Source organism: Kitasatospora sp. LaBMicrA B282 (assembly GCF_050325825.1).
Classification (GTDB): domain Bacteria; phylum Actinomycetota; class Actinomycetes; order Streptomycetales; family Streptomycetaceae; genus Kitasatospora.
In genome coordinates, this window is sequence record NZ_JBNQTI010000100.1 from 15,126 (window position 1) to 31,824 (window position 16,699).

Annotated in this window: 17 protein-coding genes; 13 read left to right on the plus strand and 4 right to left on the minus strand. The window is 73.8% G+C overall.

The window, feature by feature from the left end; genetic code table 11:
• Window positions 1-98: 98 nt before the first annotated feature.
• Complete coding sequence (locus ACQRUO_RS25020; protein ID WP_428318297.1) at window positions 99-332, minus strand: Lrp/AsnC family transcriptional regulator; 234 nt, start codon at window positions 330-332, stop codon at window positions 99-101.
• 208 nt (window positions 333-540) lie between these two features.
• Between ACQRUO_RS25020 and ACQRUO_RS25025 the strand changes: the two genes are divergently transcribed.
• The 3 genes from ACQRUO_RS25025 (at window position 541) to thiD (ending at window position 3,560) form a co-directional block, all read left to right on the plus strand.
• The gene (locus tag ACQRUO_RS25025; protein WP_428318298.1) at window positions 541-1,509 is read left to right on the plus strand and encodes a thiamine-phosphate kinase; all 969 of its coding nucleotides are present in this window, start codon (window positions 541-543) and stop codon (window positions 1,507-1,509) included.
• A gap of 174 nt (window positions 1,510-1,683) precedes the next feature.
• Complete coding sequence (locus ACQRUO_RS25030) at window positions 1,684-2,709, plus strand: 6-phosphofructokinase (protein ID WP_428318299.1); 1,026 nt, start codon at window positions 1,684-1,686, stop codon at window positions 2,707-2,709.
• Between the two features lie 23 nt (window positions 2,710-2,732).
• Window positions 2,733-3,560: a bifunctional hydroxymethylpyrimidine kinase/phosphomethylpyrimidine kinase gene (thiD, locus tag ACQRUO_RS25035; RefSeq protein ID WP_428318300.1), complete on the plus strand. Its 828-nt coding sequence runs from the start codon at window positions 2,733-2,735 to the stop codon at window positions 3,558-3,560.
• Window positions 3,561-3,701: 141 nt separating this feature from the next.
• On the opposite strand, the gene rpmB is transcribed toward thiD, so the two are convergent.
• The gene (gene rpmB / locus ACQRUO_RS25040) at window positions 3,702-3,887 is read right to left on the minus strand and encodes a 50S ribosomal protein L28 (protein WP_035846000.1); all 186 of its coding nucleotides are present in this window, start codon (window positions 3,885-3,887) and stop codon (window positions 3,702-3,704) included.
• A gap of 332 nt (window positions 3,888-4,219) precedes the next feature.
• Here rpmB and ACQRUO_RS25045 point away from each other — a divergent pair, with 332 nt between their 5' ends.
• The 10 genes from ACQRUO_RS25045 to mutM all read left to right on the plus strand — a co-directional run bounded on the left by ACQRUO_RS25045 (window position 4,220) and on the right by mutM (window position 14,031).
• Window positions 4,220-5,851, plus strand: a complete 1,632-nt coding sequence (locus ACQRUO_RS25045) for a DAK2 domain-containing protein (protein WP_428318301.1) — start codon at window positions 4,220-4,222, stop codon at window positions 5,849-5,851.
• A 48-nt stretch (window positions 5,852-5,899) separates the two neighbouring features.
• A complete protein-coding gene (gene recG, locus ACQRUO_RS25050) occupies window positions 5,900-8,149 on the plus strand; it encodes an ATP-dependent DNA helicase RecG (protein WP_428318302.1) in 2,250 nt (749 codons plus the stop codon).
• 176 nt (window positions 8,150-8,325) lie between these two features.
• Window positions 8,326-8,835, plus strand: a complete 510-nt coding sequence (locus ACQRUO_RS25055) for a hypothetical protein (RefSeq protein ID WP_428318303.1) — start codon at window positions 8,326-8,328, stop codon at window positions 8,833-8,835.
• A gap of 108 nt (window positions 8,836-8,943) precedes the next feature.
• Window positions 8,944-9,507 (plus strand): 16S rRNA (guanine(966)-N(2))-methyltransferase RsmD, encoded by a 564-nt coding sequence (gene rsmD / locus ACQRUO_RS25060; protein WP_428318304.1) that lies wholly within the window; start codon window positions 8,944-8,946, stop codon window positions 9,505-9,507.
• A gap of 85 nt (window positions 9,508-9,592) precedes the next feature.
• Window positions 9,593-10,081, plus strand: coding sequence for a pantetheine-phosphate adenylyltransferase (coaD, locus tag ACQRUO_RS25065; RefSeq protein ID WP_428318305.1), 489 nt, complete (start codon window positions 9,593-9,595; stop codon window positions 10,079-10,081).
• A gap of 73 nt (window positions 10,082-10,154) precedes the next feature.
• A complete protein-coding gene (locus tag ACQRUO_RS25070; protein ID WP_428318306.1) occupies window positions 10,155-11,321 on the plus strand; it encodes a cell division initiation protein in 1,167 nt (388 codons plus the stop codon).
• Window positions 11,322-11,512: 191 nt separating this feature from the next.
• The gene (locus ACQRUO_RS25075; RefSeq protein WP_428318307.1) at window positions 11,513-12,181 is read left to right on the plus strand and encodes a YceD family protein; all 669 of its coding nucleotides are present in this window, start codon (window positions 11,513-11,515) and stop codon (window positions 12,179-12,181) included.
• Between the two features lie 2 nt (window positions 12,182-12,183).
• Window positions 12,184-12,357, plus strand: coding sequence for a 50S ribosomal protein L32 (gene rpmF / locus ACQRUO_RS25080; RefSeq protein WP_030056747.1), 174 nt, complete (start codon window positions 12,184-12,186; stop codon window positions 12,355-12,357).
• 20 nt (window positions 12,358-12,377) lie between these two features.
• Entirely contained in the window at window positions 12,378-13,160 is a 783-nt protein-coding gene (gene rnc, locus ACQRUO_RS25085) for a ribonuclease III (protein WP_428318308.1), read from the plus strand.
• 10 nt (window positions 13,161-13,170) lie between these two features.
• Window positions 13,171-14,031, plus strand: coding sequence for a bifunctional DNA-formamidopyrimidine glycosylase/DNA-(apurinic or apyrimidinic site) lyase (gene mutM, locus ACQRUO_RS25090; RefSeq protein WP_428318309.1), 861 nt, complete (start codon window positions 13,171-13,173; stop codon window positions 14,029-14,031).
• Between the two features lie 36 nt (window positions 14,032-14,067).
• On the opposite strand, the gene ACQRUO_RS25095 is transcribed toward mutM, so the two are convergent.
• The gene (locus ACQRUO_RS25095) at window positions 14,068-14,973 is read right to left on the minus strand and encodes a hypothetical protein (protein ID WP_428318310.1); all 906 of its coding nucleotides are present in this window, start codon (window positions 14,971-14,973) and stop codon (window positions 14,068-14,070) included.
• 97 nt (window positions 14,974-15,070) lie between these two features.
• On the minus strand, window positions 15,071-16,699 hold a 1,629-nt coding region (locus ACQRUO_RS25100; protein WP_428318311.1), incomplete at its 5' end, for an LCP family protein.

Consider the following 16,699-nt stretch of genomic DNA (forward strand, 5'->3'; position numbering starts at 1 on the left):
GAGAGAGGAACAGAGAAATATCGGGGTTCCACCCCGGGGACGCTGTTTCCCCCACCTCGCTGTGTGGGGGAGCCGGGGACGCTGCCGCGGCGCCCCCGCTAGATGTGCACCACCGGACAGGTCAGCGTCCGGGTGATCCCCTCGACCTGCTGGATCTGCGCGACCACCAGCCGGCCCAGCTCGTCGACCGTGTCCGCCTGGGCGCGCACGATCACGTCGTAGGGGCCGGTGACGTCCTCGGCCTGGAGGACGCCCTCGATCTTGCCGATGGCCTCGGCCACCGTAGTGGCCTTGCCCACTTCGGTCTGGATCAGGATGTATGCCTGTACCACGGAGGACCTCCCGGCGGCTCGGGGTGGCGGAGCGAGGACAACGGGCGGCCCGCGGGACTCGGGTGGGCGCGGGCACGCCGCAAGGACTGGATCACCACGCTACCGTGCCCCGCCCCGGGGAGGGGAGACCCGCGGCAGGCCGGTGGGCGTACGCTTCGCGCGGGGCACGCGCCGCGCGCCCGGCAGCGAAACCCGGAGAGGTGGGCACATGCAGGGGACCGTGGGCGAGCTCGGCGAGTTCGGACTCATCAGGGAGCTCACCGCCCGGCTGCCGCTCACTCCCGGAGTGGAACTCGGCCCGGGCGACGACGCGGCCGTGATCAAGGCGCCGGACGCCCGGGTGGTGGCCACCACCGACGTGCTGATCGAGGGCCGCCACTTCCGTCGCGACTGGTCCACCGCCTACGACGTCGGCCGCAAGTCGGCCGCGCAGAACCTCGCGGACATCGCCGCCATGGGTGCGGTGCCCACCGCGCTGCTGCTCGGCCTGGTGGTGCCGGCCGAGCTGCCCACCACCTGGGCCACCGAGCTGATGGACGGGCTGCGCGACGAGTGCCAGGTGGCCGGCGCCGCCGTGGTGGGCGGCGACGTGGTGCGCGGGGAGACCATCACGCTGGCCATCACCGCCCTGGGTGACCTGCAGGGCCGCGCGCCGGTCACCCGGTCCGGCGCGCGGGCCGGCGACGTGGTCGCGGTGACCGGCTGGCTGGGCTGGTCGGCCGCCGGCCTGACCGTGCTCTCCCGTGGCTTCCGCTCCCCGCGGGCCTTCGTGGAGGCGCACCGCCGCCCCGAACCGCCCTACCACGCCGGCCCGGCGGCCGCCGAGCTCGGCGCCACCGCGATGATCGACGTGAGCGACGGCCTGGTCGCCGACCTCGGCCACGTGGCCGCGGCCAGCGCGATGGACATCGACCTGCACGCGGCCGACTTCGACATCCCCGCGCAGATGGCCGACATCGGGCAGGCGGTCGGGGTGGACCCGCTGGTCTGGGTGCTCTCCGGCGGCGAGGACCACGCGATCGCGGCCACCTTCCCGGCCGGTGCCCAGCTGCCGGCCCGCTGGCGGGTGGTCGGCCAGGTGACCGGGCCGGCGGGGGTGGGCCGCACCGGCCGGGTCACGGTGGACGGGGCTCCCTGGGACCGGACCGCCGGGTGGGACCACTTCGCGGCCGAGTGATCCGACGGTCGCCGAGCGCCGCGGCCGTCGCCGGGTGATGTGGCCGGCCCGGCCCGGCCCGGCTCGGTCCGGCCCGGCCGCCGCGGCGGCCGTCCGCGCGGGCGGTCCTCCTTCGCCCGAACGGGTGAGTGTTGGAGCCCGGGCCGGGCCGCGGACGCCCCTAGGCTTCCCAGCATGCGTATCGGTGTGCTGACCAGTGGCGGCGACTGCCCCGGCCTCAACGCGGTGATCCGCTCGGTGGTGCACCGGGGCCTGGACGTGCACGGCGACGAGATCCTCGGCATCGAGGACGGGTTCCGCGGTCTGATCGAGGGCCGGGCCCGGCCGGTCGGCCACGACGACGTCACCGGCCTGCTCACCCTCGGCGGCACCATCCTCGGCTCCGCCCGGGTGCACCGGGACAAGATCCACTGGGCGGTGGAGCACGCCACCGAGCTGGCCGGCCGGCTCGGCCTCGACGCGCTGATCGCGATCGGCGGCGAGGGCACCCTGACCGCCGCCAAGCTGTTCAGCGACGCCGGGCTGCCGGTGGTCGGCGTGCCCAAGACCATCGACAACGACATCGACGCCACCGACGTCACCTTCGGCTTCGACACCGCCGTGCACGTGGCCACCGAGGCGATCGACCGGCTGAAGACCACGGCCGAGTCGCACCAGCGGGTGATGGTGGTCGAGCTGATGGGCCGGCACACCGGCTGGATCACCCTGACCGCGGGGATGGCCGGCGGTGCGCACGGCATCCTGATCCCGGAGAAGCCCTTCGACATCGAGGCGGTGGCCCGGATGATCGAGGAGCGGTTCGCCCGGGGAAAGACGTTCGCCATCATCGCGGTGGCCGAGGGGGCCACGCCGGTGCCCGGCACCTTCCCGTTCGACCACGGCGCGGTCGACCAGTTCGGGCACCGGACCTTCGGCGGGATCGGCACCCGGCTGGCCCGCGAGCTGGAGGACCTGCTGGGCAAGGAGGCTCGCCCGGTGATCCTCGGCCACACCCAGCGCGGCGGCACCCCCACCGCCCGGGACCGGGTGCTGGCCACCCGGTTCGGCTGGCACGCGGTGGAGGCGGTGCACAAGGGCGCCTTCGGGCACTTCACCGCCCTGCGCGGCAACGAGATCCAGCTGGTCCCGGTGGCCGAGGCGGTCACCCACCTGAAGACCGTGCCGCCGGACCGCTGGGCGGAATCGGAGGCCGTGCTGTGAGGGCGGCCCGGTAGGTTGGCGGTATGTCCATCACCGCGTCCACCAGTGCACCGCTCGGCACCGCCCCGCCCCGCGTCCTGACCATCGCCGGCTCCGACTCCGGCGGTGGCGCCGGCATCCAGGCCGACCTGAAGACCATGCTCGCCCTCGGCGTGCACGGGATGAGCGTGATCACCGCCGTCACCGCGCAGAACTCGCTGGGGGTCCAGGGTTACTGGGAGCTGCCCGCCGAGGCGGTCCGGGCCCAGCTGCGCAGCGTGGTGGACGACATCGGGGTGCAGGCGGTGAAGACCGGCATGCTGGCCTCGATCGAGCTGGTCGAGACGGTCGCCGAGCTGCTGGCCGACGTCGACGCGCCGATCGTGGTGGACCCGGTCGGGGTCTCCAAGCACGGTGACGCGCTGCTCGCCGCCGAGGCGGTGGCCACCGTGCGCGAGCGGCTGCTGCCGCTGGCCACCCTGGCCACCCCGAACCTGCACGAAGTGGCGCAGCTCACCGGGATCACCGTGCTGGAGGAGGGCGAGATGCGCCCGGCCGCCGACGCGTTGCTCGCGCTGGGTCCGCGCTGGGTGCTGGTCAAGGGCGGCCACCTGCCGGGCGAGGCGACCGACCTGCTGGCCGGCCGGGACGGCGAGGAGTACTGGTTCCGGGCCGCGCGCCACGACAACCGGCACACCCACGGCACCGGCTGCACGCTGGCCAGCGCGATCGCCGCGGAGCTGGCCAAGGGGCAGGAGCTGCCCGACGCGGTCGCCGCCGCCAAGGAGTACGTCACCGGCGCGATCCGGGCCGGCTTCGCGCTGGGCGCGGGGATCGGACCGGTCGACCACGGCTGGCGGCTGCGCGGCTGAGCAGGTCCGGCCCCCGCAGCAGGCTGCGGGGGCCGGGAAAGCCGCGGGGACGGGGAAAGTCGCGGGGACCGGAAAAGCAGAAAGCCGACCCACCCGAGGGTGGATCGGCGATCCGGAGGACCGGCAGTACCGGTCTGCGCGTCAGCGCGAGACCTTACCGGCCTTGATGCACGAGGTGCACACGTTGAGCCGCTTCGGCGTCCGCCCGATCACAGCGCGCACCGTCTGGATGTTGGGGTTCCAACGACGGCGGGTACGGCGGTGCGAGTGGGAGATGTTGTTGCCGAAGCCCGGCCCCTTGCCGCAGACGTCGCAGTTGGCAGCCACAGGAGTCACTCCAAGACTTCAGATCAGTTACGTTCGAAAAACCCCGGCTGATCCACCCTGGCCACTCGGCGTGGTCCGGATCGGTTCAAGGGGGGAGCCCGGGTTGTTCCAGGCAACCGGAGCAGCATACAACGACTGCTCGCGCTTCACGAAACTACCATGCTTCGACCGAAGATCGCTCTGCTTCCCGGGCAGCTCAGCGCCCCACCGGCCGGCTCCTGCGACTCCGCCCGGCCGGGCCGCCGGGCCCCGATAACCTGCCAGCAGCCCCATCCGCAGCCCCACCCCACGGCAACGCCCCGTTGCCGCCGCGTTCACCTGGAGGAGACCCGGTGCTGGAGACGCTCGACGCCACCGCCGTCCGCACCTGGTGCCGCCTCGCGCTGTCCGCCCTCGGCCAGGCCCGGGAGGAGATCGACGCGCTCAACGTCTACCCGGTGCCGGACGGGGACACCGGGACGAACCTCTACCTGACCGTGGAGGCCGCTGCCGCCGCCGTCGAGCAGTGCTTCGAGGACGGCGCCGCGCCCGCCCTGGCCGGCGCGGTCAAGGCGATGGCCAAGGGCGCGCTGCTCGGCGCCCGGGGCAACTCCGGGGTGATCCTGGCCCAGCTGCTGCGCGGCACGGCCGAGGTCCTGGCCGCCCAGGGCGGCGAGCCGCCGGCGCTGCGCCGGGCGCTGGCCCGCGGCTCCGAGGCCGCCTACCAGGCGGTGGCCGACCCGGTCGAGGGCACCCTGCTGACCGTGGCCCGGGCCGCTGCCGAGGCCGCCGGCCGGACCTGCGGCCCGCTGGCCGAGGTGACCGCCACCGCCCACGAGGCCGCCCGGGCCGCGCTGCTGCGCACCCCGGAGCAGCTCGACGTGCTGGCCCGGGCCGGGGTGGTGGACGCGGGCGGGCGCGGCCTGGTGGCGGTGCTCGGCGCGCTGGCCGACGCGGTGGCGGGCCAGCAGCCGATGGGCCCGGTCGCGTTCGGCGAGGACCTGCCGGTCGCCGCCCCGGCCCGTTCCGAGGGCGCCTGCGCGGCCGAGCCCGAGCGGCTGCCCGGGCACCCGGCCTTCGAGGTGATCTACCTGCTGGACGCCCCGGACCGCGCGCTGCCCGCGCTGCGGGCCCGGCTGGCCGAGCTCGGCGACTCGCTGGTGGTGGGCGGCGGCGACGGGCTGTGGAACGTGCACGTGCACGTGGACGACGCGGGGGCGGCCGTGGAGGCCGGGGTGGTCGCCGGGCGCCCGCACCGGATCCGGATCACCCACTTCGCCGAGGCCGCGGCCCGCTCCGGCGTCGCCACCGAACACCGGCCGACCGAGCGGGCGGTGCTCAGCGTGGTCGCCGGAGCCGGTCTGGCCGAGCTGTGCCGGGCCGCCGGGGCCGCGGTGCTGGCCGCCGACCCGGACGCGCCGCCGTCCAGTGCCGAACTCGCCGAGGCGGTGCGCCGCAGCGGGGCGCACGAGGTGATCGTGCTGCTCAACGACCCCGAACTGCGGGCCGGCGCCGGGGCGGCGGCCGAGCAACTGCGCGAGGAGGGGGTGCGGATCGCGGTGCTGCCCACCCGCTCCCCGGTGCAGGGGCTGGCCGCGCTCGCGGTGCACGAGGCGGGGCGCCGGTTCGACGAGGACGTGGTCGCCATGACCTCCGCGGCCGGCGCCACCCGGTACGCCGAACTGGCCGTGGCCGAGGGGGAGTCCTGGACCATGGCCGGGGTCTGCCAGGCCGGCGACGTGCTCGGCCTGATCGACGGGGACGTGGCGGTGATCGGCCGGGGCATCGCCGCCACCGGTGCCGAGGTGCTCTCCCGGATGCTCGCGGCCGGCGGCGAACTGGTCACCCTGGTGCTCGGCGAGGGCGCCCCGGCGGACCTGGCCGACCACCTGGTGGCGCACGCCCGGCGGCAGCGCCCGGAGGTCGACACGGTGGTCTTCGCCGGCGGCCAGGAGAGCGCGCCGCTGCTCATCGGGGTGGAGTAGGTCGGGGCGGGCCCGTTCTGTCACCCGAGTGGTGTCCAATAGGGCGTGATGGCCGCGCTCGACGAACCCCTGACCAAGCTGGTCGGCGACCGCACCGCGAAGGTGCTCGCCGACAGCCTCAAGCTGCGCACGGTCGGCGACCTGCTGCACCACTACCCGCGCCGGTACGCCGAGCGCGGCCAGCTCACCAGCCTGGACGAGCTGGAGGTCGACGAGCACGTCACCGTGCTGGCCCGGATCGAGAAGGTCACCCTGATCCCGTTCCGCGGCCGCAAGGGCGACCGCCTGGAGGTGGTGGTCACCGACGGGCGCGGGCGGCTCTCGCTGGTCTTCTTCAACCAGGGGTGGCGGCAGAAGGAGCTCAAGCCCGGCCTGCAGGGGCTGTTCGCGGGCAAGGTCGGGGTCTTCAACCGGACCCGCCAGCTGGCCTCGCCGGACTACCAGCTGCTCGACGCGGACGGAGCGGAGGACGGCGGCACCGAGACCGCCCGGCAGTTCGCCGGGCGGATGATCCCGGTCTACCCGGCCAGCGCCCAGATGCCCAGCTGGAAGCTGGCGCTGGCGATCGAGATGGCGCTCACCACCCACCTCGGCGCGGTCGGCGAGCCGCTGCCCGAGGCGCTGCGCGCCGAGCGCGGGCTGCTCCCGCTGTCCGAGGCGCTGGAGCTGATCCACCGCCCGCGCAACCAGGCCGAACTGGAGCGGGCCAGGGACCGGCTGCGCTGGGACGAGGCGTTCGTGCTCCAGGTCGCGCTGGCCCAGCGCCGGGCCGCCGCGCACGCGCTGCCCGCGGTGCCCCGGCCGGTGCGCGCCGGCGGGCTGCTGGACGCCTTCGACGCCAAGCTGCCGTTCACCCTGACCGCGGGGCAGCAGGCGGTGGGCGCCGAGGTCTTCGCCGACCTGGCCGGCGAGCACCCGATGCACCGGCTGCTGCAGGGCGAGGTGGGCTCGGGGAAGACGCTGGTCGCGCTGCGCGCCATGCTCGCGGTGGTGGACGCCGGCGGGCAGGCGGTGCTGCTTGCGCCCACCGAGGTGCTGGCCCAGCAGCACCACCGGTCGATCGTCGAGATGATGGGGGAGTTGGCCGAGGGCGGGATGCTCGGCGGCTCCGAGATCGGCACCAAGGTGGCGCTGCTCACCGGCTCGATGGGGACCGCGGCCCGCCGCCAGGTGCTGCTCGACATGGCCTGCGGCGAGGCCGGGATCGCGATCGGCACCCACGCGCTGATCGAGGACAAGGTGCAGTTCCAGGACCTCGGCCTGGTGGTGGTGGACGAGCAGCACCGGTTCGGCGTGGAGCAGCGCGACGCGCTGCGGGCCAAGGGCGGCCGCCCGCCGCACCTGCTGGTGATGACCGCCACGCCCATCCCGCGCACCGTCGCCATGACCGTCTTCGGCGACCTGGAGACCTCGGTGCTGGACCAGCTGCCGGCCGGCCGCTCGCCGATCGCCAGCCACGTGGTGCCGGCCCTGGAGAAGCCCAACTTCCTGGCCCGGGCCTGGGAGCGGATCCGCGAGGAGGTGGCCAAGGGCCACCAGGCCTACGTGGTCTGCCCGCGGATCGGCGACGAGCCGGAGGAGCCCAAGGCGGGCCGCAAGCGCCGCAAGGCCGATCCGGCGGACCCCGAGGAGGTCGGGGGCGAGCTCGGCGGCGAGGACGGCGGTGCCGGCAGCGACGAGCGCCGCCCGCCGCTCAGCGTGGTGGAGACGGCCGAGAACCTGGCCAAGGGGCCGCTGGCCGGGCTGCGGACGGAGATCCTGCACGGGCGGCTGGCCCCGGAGGCCAAGGACGACGTGATGCGGCGGTTCACCGCCGGCCAGGTGGACGTGCTGGTGGCCACCACGGTGATCGAGGTCGGGGTCAACGTGCCGAACGCCACCGCGATGGTGATCATGGACGCGGACCGGTTCGGGGTCTCCCAGTTGCACCAGCTGCGCGGCCGGGTCGGCCGCGGCAGTGCGCCCGGGCTCTGCCTGCTGGTCAGCGAGATGCCGGCGGGCAGCGCGGCCCGGGCCCGGTTGGAGGCGGTGGCCGGCACCCTGGACGGCTTCGCGCTCTCCCGGATCGACCTGGAGCAGCGCCGCGAGGGCGACGTGCTCGGGCAGGCCCAGTCCGGGGTGAAGTCCTCGCTCAAGGTGCTCTCGGTGCTGGAGGACGAGGACGTCATCGCGGAGGCCCGCACCGCGGCGGCGGCGCTGGTCGACGCCGACCCGGAGCTGGCCGACCACGGCGACCTGCGGGCGGCGCTGGCCGGGCTGCTCGACGAGGACCGGGCCGCCTTCCTCGACAAGGGTTGATCAGTCGCTCCGCGACGGGGGCTGAATCAGTCGCTCCGCAACGGGGGCCGATTCAGTCGCTCGGTATGCCGACCACCCTTCGTGGACCCGGCGATTGTCAGTGCTCCGCGGGAGAATTCAGGTGTTCGGGACGCAGCGTCAAGCCGCGTTCCCGGCACGACACTTGGGGGTCCTGCATGGCATTCCGTCACCTCAACGAGCTCCCGCTCGGCGACAAGGTCTTCCGGGTCGAACTCGCCAGCGACGACGACCGGGAGGTCACCCTCACGCTGACCGGCTGGCGCGAGGGCCAGTCGGCCGACCCGATCGCCAGCGGCCGGCTCCGGCTGCCGGTGGAGGACGTCGCCAGCCTGCGGATCGCGCTGAACCGCGCGCTGCGCGCCCTGGCGATCGTCGCCGACGTCTCCGAGCCCATCCCCGACCGCGACGTGCTGCGCGAGCTCTACCCCGGCCACGGCGCCCCCTGGGTGCCGCAGCACGAGGAGGAGCTGGTCCGGCGGTTCCACGAGAGCGAGACCATCGCCCGGATCGCCGCCCGCTTCGGCCGCACGCCCGACTCCGTCCGCACCAAGCTGCGCGAGCTCGGCCACGACCCGCGCCGCCCCGAGTACTGCCCGCCCGACGGCTGCCTCTCCTGGTCCCGCTACGCCTCGCCCGCCCTGCTCGGCGCCAGCCCCCAGGAGTAAGCAGGAGTAAGACCGACCGGGGGGACCGGGCGCCCGGTGGTGCGCCCGGTTCACGGTGCCGCCGCCCGCCCCGTATAGCGTGGTCACGGGACATCCAGAGAGGACACCATGACCCGCGTCATCGCAGGGGCGGCCGGCGGCCGCCGCCTTGCCGTACCACCGGGGCGGGGTACCCGCCCGACCTCCGACAAGGCCCGTGAGGCGATGTTCTCCACCCTGGAGGCGCTGCGCGGCACGCTGCCCGGGGCCCGGCTGCTCGACCTGTTCGCCGGCTCCGGCGCGGTCGGCCTGGAGGCGCTCTCCCGCGGCGCCGCGCACGTGCTGCTGGTGGAGGCGGACGGCGCCGCGGCCCGGGTGATCCGGGCCAACGTGAAGACCGTGGCGCTGCCCGGGGCCGAGGTGCGGGCCGAGCGGGCCGAGCGGGTGCTGGCCGGCCCGGCTCCGCAGCAGCCCTACGACCTGGTCTTCCTGGACCCGCCCTACGTGGTCGCCGACGCCGAGCTGCGCGAGATGCTGATCACACTCCGGGCCGGGGGCTGGATCACGGACGACGCACTCGTCACCGTGGAGCGCAGCACCAGGGGCGGGGAGTTCGTCTGGCCCGGCGGCTTCGAAGCGCTCCGCTCGCGCCGCTACGGCGAGGGCACGCTCTGGTACGGGCAGGCCGTCTGACCCGCCCGGGGACGACCGACCCGCCCGGAGCCACCCCGCGCCCGGCACCACCGCCGAGCCACAACGGAGAGGGAAGCACACCGCAATGCGCCGCGCCGTCTGTCCGGGTTCCTTCGACCCGATCACCAACGGGCACCTCGACATCATCGAGCGGGCCTCCCAGCTCTACGACGTGGTCCACGTCGCGGTGCTGATCAACAAGAACAAGCAGGGTCTGTTCACCATCGAGGAACGGATCGAGATGATCGAGGAGACCTGCGCGCAGTACGGCAACGTCAAGGTCGAGTCGCACCACGGCCTGCTGGTGGACTTCTGCCGCGACCGGGAGATCCCGGCCATCGTCAAGGGCCTGCGCGCGGTCAGCGACTTCGACTACGAGCTGCAGATGGCCCAGATGAACCGCGGCCTGACCGGCGTCGAGACGCTCTTCGTGCCCACCTCGCCGACCTACAGCTTCCTCTCCTCGACCCTGGTCAAGGAGGTGGCCTCGTACGGCCGCGACGTCTCGCACCTGATCCCGCCGATGGTGCACCACCGGCTGGTGGAGCGGCTGGCCGAGCGGGCCGCCCAGTAGCGGGCCGGAGCCGGCGGATTCTGACGTACAGTCTGTAGTCCCGCCAGCGGTACTCACGGAAAGACAGAAGCCCGTGGACGTGCAGAACCGAGTCGACGAGATCATCGCCGTGGTCGAGAGTGCCCGCGCGATGCCCATGTCGGCCTCCTGTGTGGTGAACCGGGCCGAGCTGGTGGCCCTGCTGCAGGACCTGCGCGAGACCCTGCCGGCCGAGCTCGCCCAGGCCCAGTCGGTGATGGCCGACCACGAGCAGGTGGTGGCCGACGCGCACGGCGAGGCCGAGCGGATCATCCAGGGCGCGCACGCCGAGCGCGGCTCGCTGATCTCCGACACCGAGGTGGTCCGCCGGGCCCAGGCCGAGGCCGACAAGATCCTCGGCGAGGCCCGCGAGGAGGTCGCGGTCAAGCGCCAGGAGGCCGACGACTACGTCGACAGCAAGCTGGCCAACTTCGAGGTGGTGCTGACCAAGACGCTCGGCGCGGTCGGCCGCGGCCGGGACAAGCTGCGCGGCGACGGCGGCTACGAGTCCGAGGACGGCGAGGAGTTCCAGGGCGGGCGCAGCCCCAGCCCGGAGGTCGACGAGTACGTGGACGCCAAGCTCGCCACCCTGCAGGCGGTGCTCGGCGGCACCCTGGAGGCGGTCGGCCGGGGTCGGGACAAGCTGCTCGGCAAGGCCCCGATCGACGAGCTGGGCGCCTATCTGGCCGCCGCCGACGAGGCCCAGCAGCTCAAGGACCGGGCCGAGGCGGTGGCGGCCGGCTTCGCCGACGGCGAGGAGGAGCGGCCCTGGTACCAGGAGGACGTCCCGGTGCAGCAGAGCTGGCCGCAGGAGGCCCCGGCCCAGGGCGGCTGGCAGGGCGGCACCGAGGGCGCCGGCTACCCGGCGGGCGCCGGCTACGGCACCCCGGAGTACGCCGAGCCGCACCAGGCCCCCTACGCCGACCCGACCCAGGGCGGCTACCAGGAGGCCTACCCGAACGGCTACGAGGGCGCCGCGGCCGCGCACGGCGACCCGTACGCGGGCCAGTACTACCAGGGCCAGCAGGGCGACCCGTACGCCGCCGGCTACTACCAGGAGCAGGCGCCCGGCTACCCGCCCGCCCAGGGCGGCTACGACCCGGCCTACTACCCGCAGCAGCAGCCGGTGCAGCCGGTTCAGCCGGCCGCGCTGGACGAGACCAGCTTCTTCGACACCAGCATGATCGACATGACCCGGCTGCGGGAGCTCGGCGGCCGCTGACAGCCGTGCGGCCCTTGCGGAGCTTGGCCGCCCGGACTGCGAAGTTGGGCCTGGGCGTCCGGTCGGGTACGCTGACCACTCCGGCTCTCTGCCGCCGGACCGTTCGGCTGCCCGCGTAACTGCGCCGGACCGGAACGAACCAACCACTCGCGTAGCGCAGCGATGCGCCCGCCGCCAGGAAGCCGAGAACCGTGAACCGCCTCGACCACCGCGACCCCCTCGTGTTCGACACGCACGAGCTCGGTCGTCGCCCCGGCTCGATGCGCACGGTGGAGCGGACCTTCCAGGCCCCCGAGGGCTTCGGCGTCGCGGACGTCATCGGCGTCCCGGTCGGCAGCGAGATGGCCCTGGAACTGCGCCTGGAGTCCGTGGTCGAGGGAGTGCTCGTCACGGGCACCGCCGAGGCCCACGTGACCGGTGAGTGCGTGCGCTGCCTGGAGCCCGTCGAGGACGACCTCGACGTCGACTTCCAGGAGCTGTACTACTACCCGGAGACCGACGAGCGCGGCCGGACCAGGCAGTCCGCCGAGGACGAGCTGTCCGAGGAGGACGAGGACGAGACTTACCGGTTGGAGGGCGACCTCTTCGACCTCGAACCGGTGCTGCGTGACGCGGTGGTGCTCGCACTGCCGCTGCAGCCGGTGTGCCAGGACGACTGCCTGGGCCTGTGCTCCGAGTGCGGAGCGCGACTCAGCGACGACCCGGACCACCACCACGACGCCGTCGACCCCCGGTGGGCGGCTTTGCAGGGACTCTCCGCCGGAACCGGCGACGAGGCCCGTAGCACGGCCGCTGATCCGCGGCGTGGAACCGAGAACAGCGACACCCGTGAGGGTCTCGCCGAGAACCAGGAGAATTAGCCGTGGCTGTTCCGAAGCGGAAGATGTCGCGCAGCAACACGCGCCACCGCCGTAGCAACTGGAAGGCCGTCGTCCCGGCCCTCGTGGCGTGCGACCGCTGCCACGAGCCGAAGCTCGGTCACATCGCGTGCCCGAGCTGCGGCACGTACAACCGTCGCCAGGTCCTCTCGGTCTGATCGGCGGGGTGGACGGATCGATGTCGGACGCTCACTCCTCCCGCAAGTCGGGTCCCCGCAAAAGCGGGGGTGAACCGGGCGGCGGGCCGGCCTCGACCGCATACGACGTGCTGGAAGGGCGCCTCGGGTACCAACTCGAGCGCGCCCTTCTGGTACGTGCCCTGACGCACCGCTCGTTCGCCTACGAGAACGGCGGTCTGCCCACCAACGAGCGCCTGGAGTTCCTCGGCGACTCGGTGCTGGGCCTGGTGGTGACCGACACCCTCTACCGCATCCACCCGGACGTGCCGGAGGGGACGCTCGCCAAGCTGCGCGCCGCGGTGGTCAACTCGCGTGCGCTCGCCGAGGTCGGCCGCGGTCTGGAGCTCGGCACCTTCATCCGCCTGGGCAAGGGCGAGGAGGGCACCGGCGGTCGCGACAAGTCCTCGATCCTCGCCGACACCGTCGAGGCCGTGATCGGCGCCATCTACCTGGACCAGGGCCTGGAGTCGGCGACCGAGTTCGTGCACCGCCTCTTCGACCCGCTGATCGCGGAGTCCTCCCAGCTGGGCGCCGGTCTCGACTGGAAGACCAGCCTGCAGGAGCTCACCGCCTCGGTGGGCATCGGCGTGCCCGAGTACGTGGTCGAGGAATCCGGCCCGGACCACGAGAAGACCTTCAACGCGGCCGCCAAGGTGGCCGGCGAGGCCTTCGGCAGCGGCACCGGCCGCTCCAAGAAGGAGGCCGAGCAGAAGGCCGCCGAGAGCGCCTGGCGCGCGATCAAGGCCAAGTACGGCGACAGCCCGGCCGCACCGGCCGCTTAGGAGCGCCATCGTGCCGGAGCTTCCCGAGGTCGAGGTGGTGCGGCGCGGTCTGGCCCGTTGGGTCACCGGCCGCACCGTCGCCGCCGCCGAGGTCCGCCACCCGCGGGCCGTGCGGCGGCAGCCGGCCGGCGCCGCCGACTTCGCCGCCCGGCTCGCCGGGGTGACCCTGGGCGAGGCCCGGCGGCGCGGCAAGTACCTCTGGCTCCCGTTCACCGATGGGGGCTTCGCGCTGCTCGGCCACCTCGGGATGAGCGGCCAGCTGCTGGTGCAGGACCCGGCCACCCCGGACGAGACCCACCTGCGGGTCCGGCTGCGGTTCACCGACGGCGGCCGGGAGCTGCGCTTCGTCGACCAGCGCACCTTCGGTCACCTGGCGGTCGAGCCGGCGGACGCCGACGGCCTGCCGCAGTCCCTCGCGCACATCGCCCGCGACCCGCTCGACCCGCGTTTCGACGAGGCCGCCTTCTTCACCGCGCTGCGCGCCAAGCGCACCACGGTCAAGCGCGCGCTGCTCGACCAGAGCCTGATCAGCGGGGTCGGCAACATCTACGCCGACGAGGCGCTCTGGCGCTCCAAGCTGCACTACGACCGCCCCACGGCCACCCTCACCCGCCCGCTGGCGCAGACCCTGCTGGCCAACGCGCGCGAGGTGATGTCCGCGGCGCTCGCGGTCGGCGGCACCAGCTTCGACAGCCTCTACGTGAACGTGAACGGCGAGAGCGGCTACTTCTCCCGGTCGCTGGACGCCTACGGCCGCGAGGGCCTGCCCTGCTACCGCTGCGGCACCGAGATCCGGCGGGCCGCCTGGATGAACCGGTCCAGCTACTTCTGCCCGCGCTGCCAGCGGGTGCCGCGCCAGCGCACGGACTGAGCCCGGCCGCACCTGCCCGGCCGGCAGCACGCCCGGTCAGCCGACCGCCGTCCGCTCCCGCGCCTCCACCTGCAAGGCCCCCTCGCCCTCGCCGTAGTGCGCCACCGCCACCGCGCCGGCCACCGCGAGCACGAAGCCGAGCAGCCCCAGCCAGGCCAGCCCGGACCGGGTGGCATCGCCCAGCCAGAGCACCCCGACGATGCCCGGCCCCACGGTCTCGCCGATCACCAGGGCGGCCGTGGCGCCGTTCACCGAACCGATCTGCAGCGCCACCGTGTGCAGGTACATCCCGCCCAGGCCGCCGATCAGGATCGCGTACAGCGCCGGATCGCTCACCAGGGTGCCCAGGTCGAAGGGGTCCACGCCGTTCAGGATCCGCACCCCGATGCCGAGCGCGCCGAAGCCGAGGCCGGAGACCAGGCCGGCCACGATCGCCCCGGTGGTGCCGAGCCGCCGCACCAGCAGCGAGCCGCCGCCGACCACCGCGATCGAGACCGCCAGCACCCACCAGTGGGTGGTCATCGAGGTGGTGCCGGTGCCCTCGTGACCGGCGGCGGTGGCGAGCAGCACCAGGGCGCCGCAGACCACGCCGATCGCGACCCACTCCGGGCGCTTCAGCTTGATGCCGAGCAGCTTGACGCTGAACAGCGCGGTGATCACCAGGTTGGCGCTGATCACGGTCTGGCAGAGGAAGAGCGGCAGCAGCCGGGCGGAGAGCGCGCCGAGCAGGAAGCCGACGAAGTCGAGCACCGTGCCGAGGATGAACTCCCAGGTGACCACGGCCTTGGCGGTGGAGCTGAGGCTCGGCCCGCCGTGCTCGGTGACCTGCCCGCCGGCCGCACCCTCCTCGCGGGCGGAGCGGCGCGAGCCGACCGCCTGGAGGACCGAGCCGAGGCCGTAGCAGGTCGAGGCCGTCACGGCGGTCGCCAGGCCGATGATCACAGGTGGTACTCCGATCGAAGGGCGGGATGGGTCCCACTATGCCCTGGGGGAGGGGCCGTCCGGAAACGGCCCCGGGGACCCCGGCGAGCGACTCAGCTCAGTCGACGCACGGGATCCCGCCCATCTTCACGGCCGGCCCCTGCATCGGCAGGCCCGCCGCCGGGTCCCCGGAGCCCGGGGTGGCGGCCGGCGTGCTCGCCGCGGCGGACGGCGTCGCGGTCGTCGGCGTGAAGCCGACGCCCAGGGTGAGCAGGACGTGCCCGGGCTTGAGCGCGTTGCTCGCCGCCGCGGCGACGCCGTAGCGGGCGGCGACCTGGTCGGCCGCGTCCTTGGCGCCGCTGCCGTAGCCGACCGTGGTGCGGCTCTGCCGGGTGGCCTGGGTGGCCCGCCCCTCGGTGAAGCCGAGGGCGGTGAGCGCCTTCAGCTCGGTCTCGGCGGCGTGCGGCTGGCCGGAGGCGTTGACCACGTCGACGGTGCCGCTCGGCCGCTCGGCCGGGTCGGGCGACGGGCTCGGCGCGGCGGGCGGGTCCTGGCCGGGGGCGGGGGCCGTGGGCTGGGCGCCGCCGTCCGCCACCGAGCCGCCGCCCGGAGCCGGGTCGCGGCCGATCAACTGCTGGACGATCCGCTTGATCTGCACCGGGTCGACCTTGTTGACGGCCTCGCCGCCGATGGTGGCGAAGCCGGCGATCGGCAGCGTGTTGGCCTCGACGTGGCCGCCGGTCAGGTTGGGCGCCTGCTGGGCGAAGTCGAGGACGTTCCACTTGTCGTCGGTCACCACGTCCTTCTTGACCACGTCCAGCAGCTGCTGCGTCTTGCCCAGGTCGCCGACCACCCCCTGGTCCTTGAGCTTCTTCACCACCGAGGAGATGAAGGCCTGCTGGCGGTGGGTGCGGTCGAAGTCGCCGCCGGCCAGGTTGTGCCGCTGGCGGACGAAGGAGAGCGCCTGGGAGGCGTTCAGCGTGTTGAGGCCCTGGTGGAAGTCGGCGCCGGAGCCCTGCCCGGCCATCGCCGGGTCCTTGGTGTCGTGGTTGAGGCAGACCGTGATCGGCTGCACCGCCTTGGCGATGTCGTAGAAGCCGACCAGGTTGACCTCGGCGAAGTGGTCGATCGGGATGCCGAGGAAGCTCTGCACGGTGGCCAGCGTGGCCTTGCGCCCGGCCTCCCGGCTCTGCCGCTCCAGGTCGGCCTTGGAGAGCCCCTTGCTCGCCAGCTTGGCCTCGGCGGCCGCCTTGGCGATGCCGTAGGCCTCCTTGATCTTGTGCATCCTGCCGTCGGCGCCGACGGTCTGCACGTAGTCGTCGCGCGGGATGGAGAGCGCGGTGACCTGGCCGCCGTTGGCCGGGATGTGCATCACCATCAGGGTGTTGGTGTTGTAGCCGCCAACCTCGCTGCTGGAACCGGCGTGCAGTTCGTCCTGGACGAACTCGCCGGGCAGGTCGTTGCCGTCCATGTCCTTGCGGCTGTCCAGACCGATCAGCAGCAGGTTGACCGAGCCGTCCAGGTGCGGCGGGGCACCCTTCTCGATCTCCTCCAGGGCACTGGAGGTGGTCATCCCGTTGGTCAGCGAGTGCACCTCGTACCAGGTGAAGCCGCAGGTGCCGAGCACCGCGAGGGAGGTCAGGCAGGCCACGACGCGCCCGGCCGCCAGCAGCGGCGAGCGGCGGCGGGGCCCGCGTCCGCCACTGCCGCGGCTCGGGCCGCCGCTGTGGCCCTGGCCGGCGGCGCG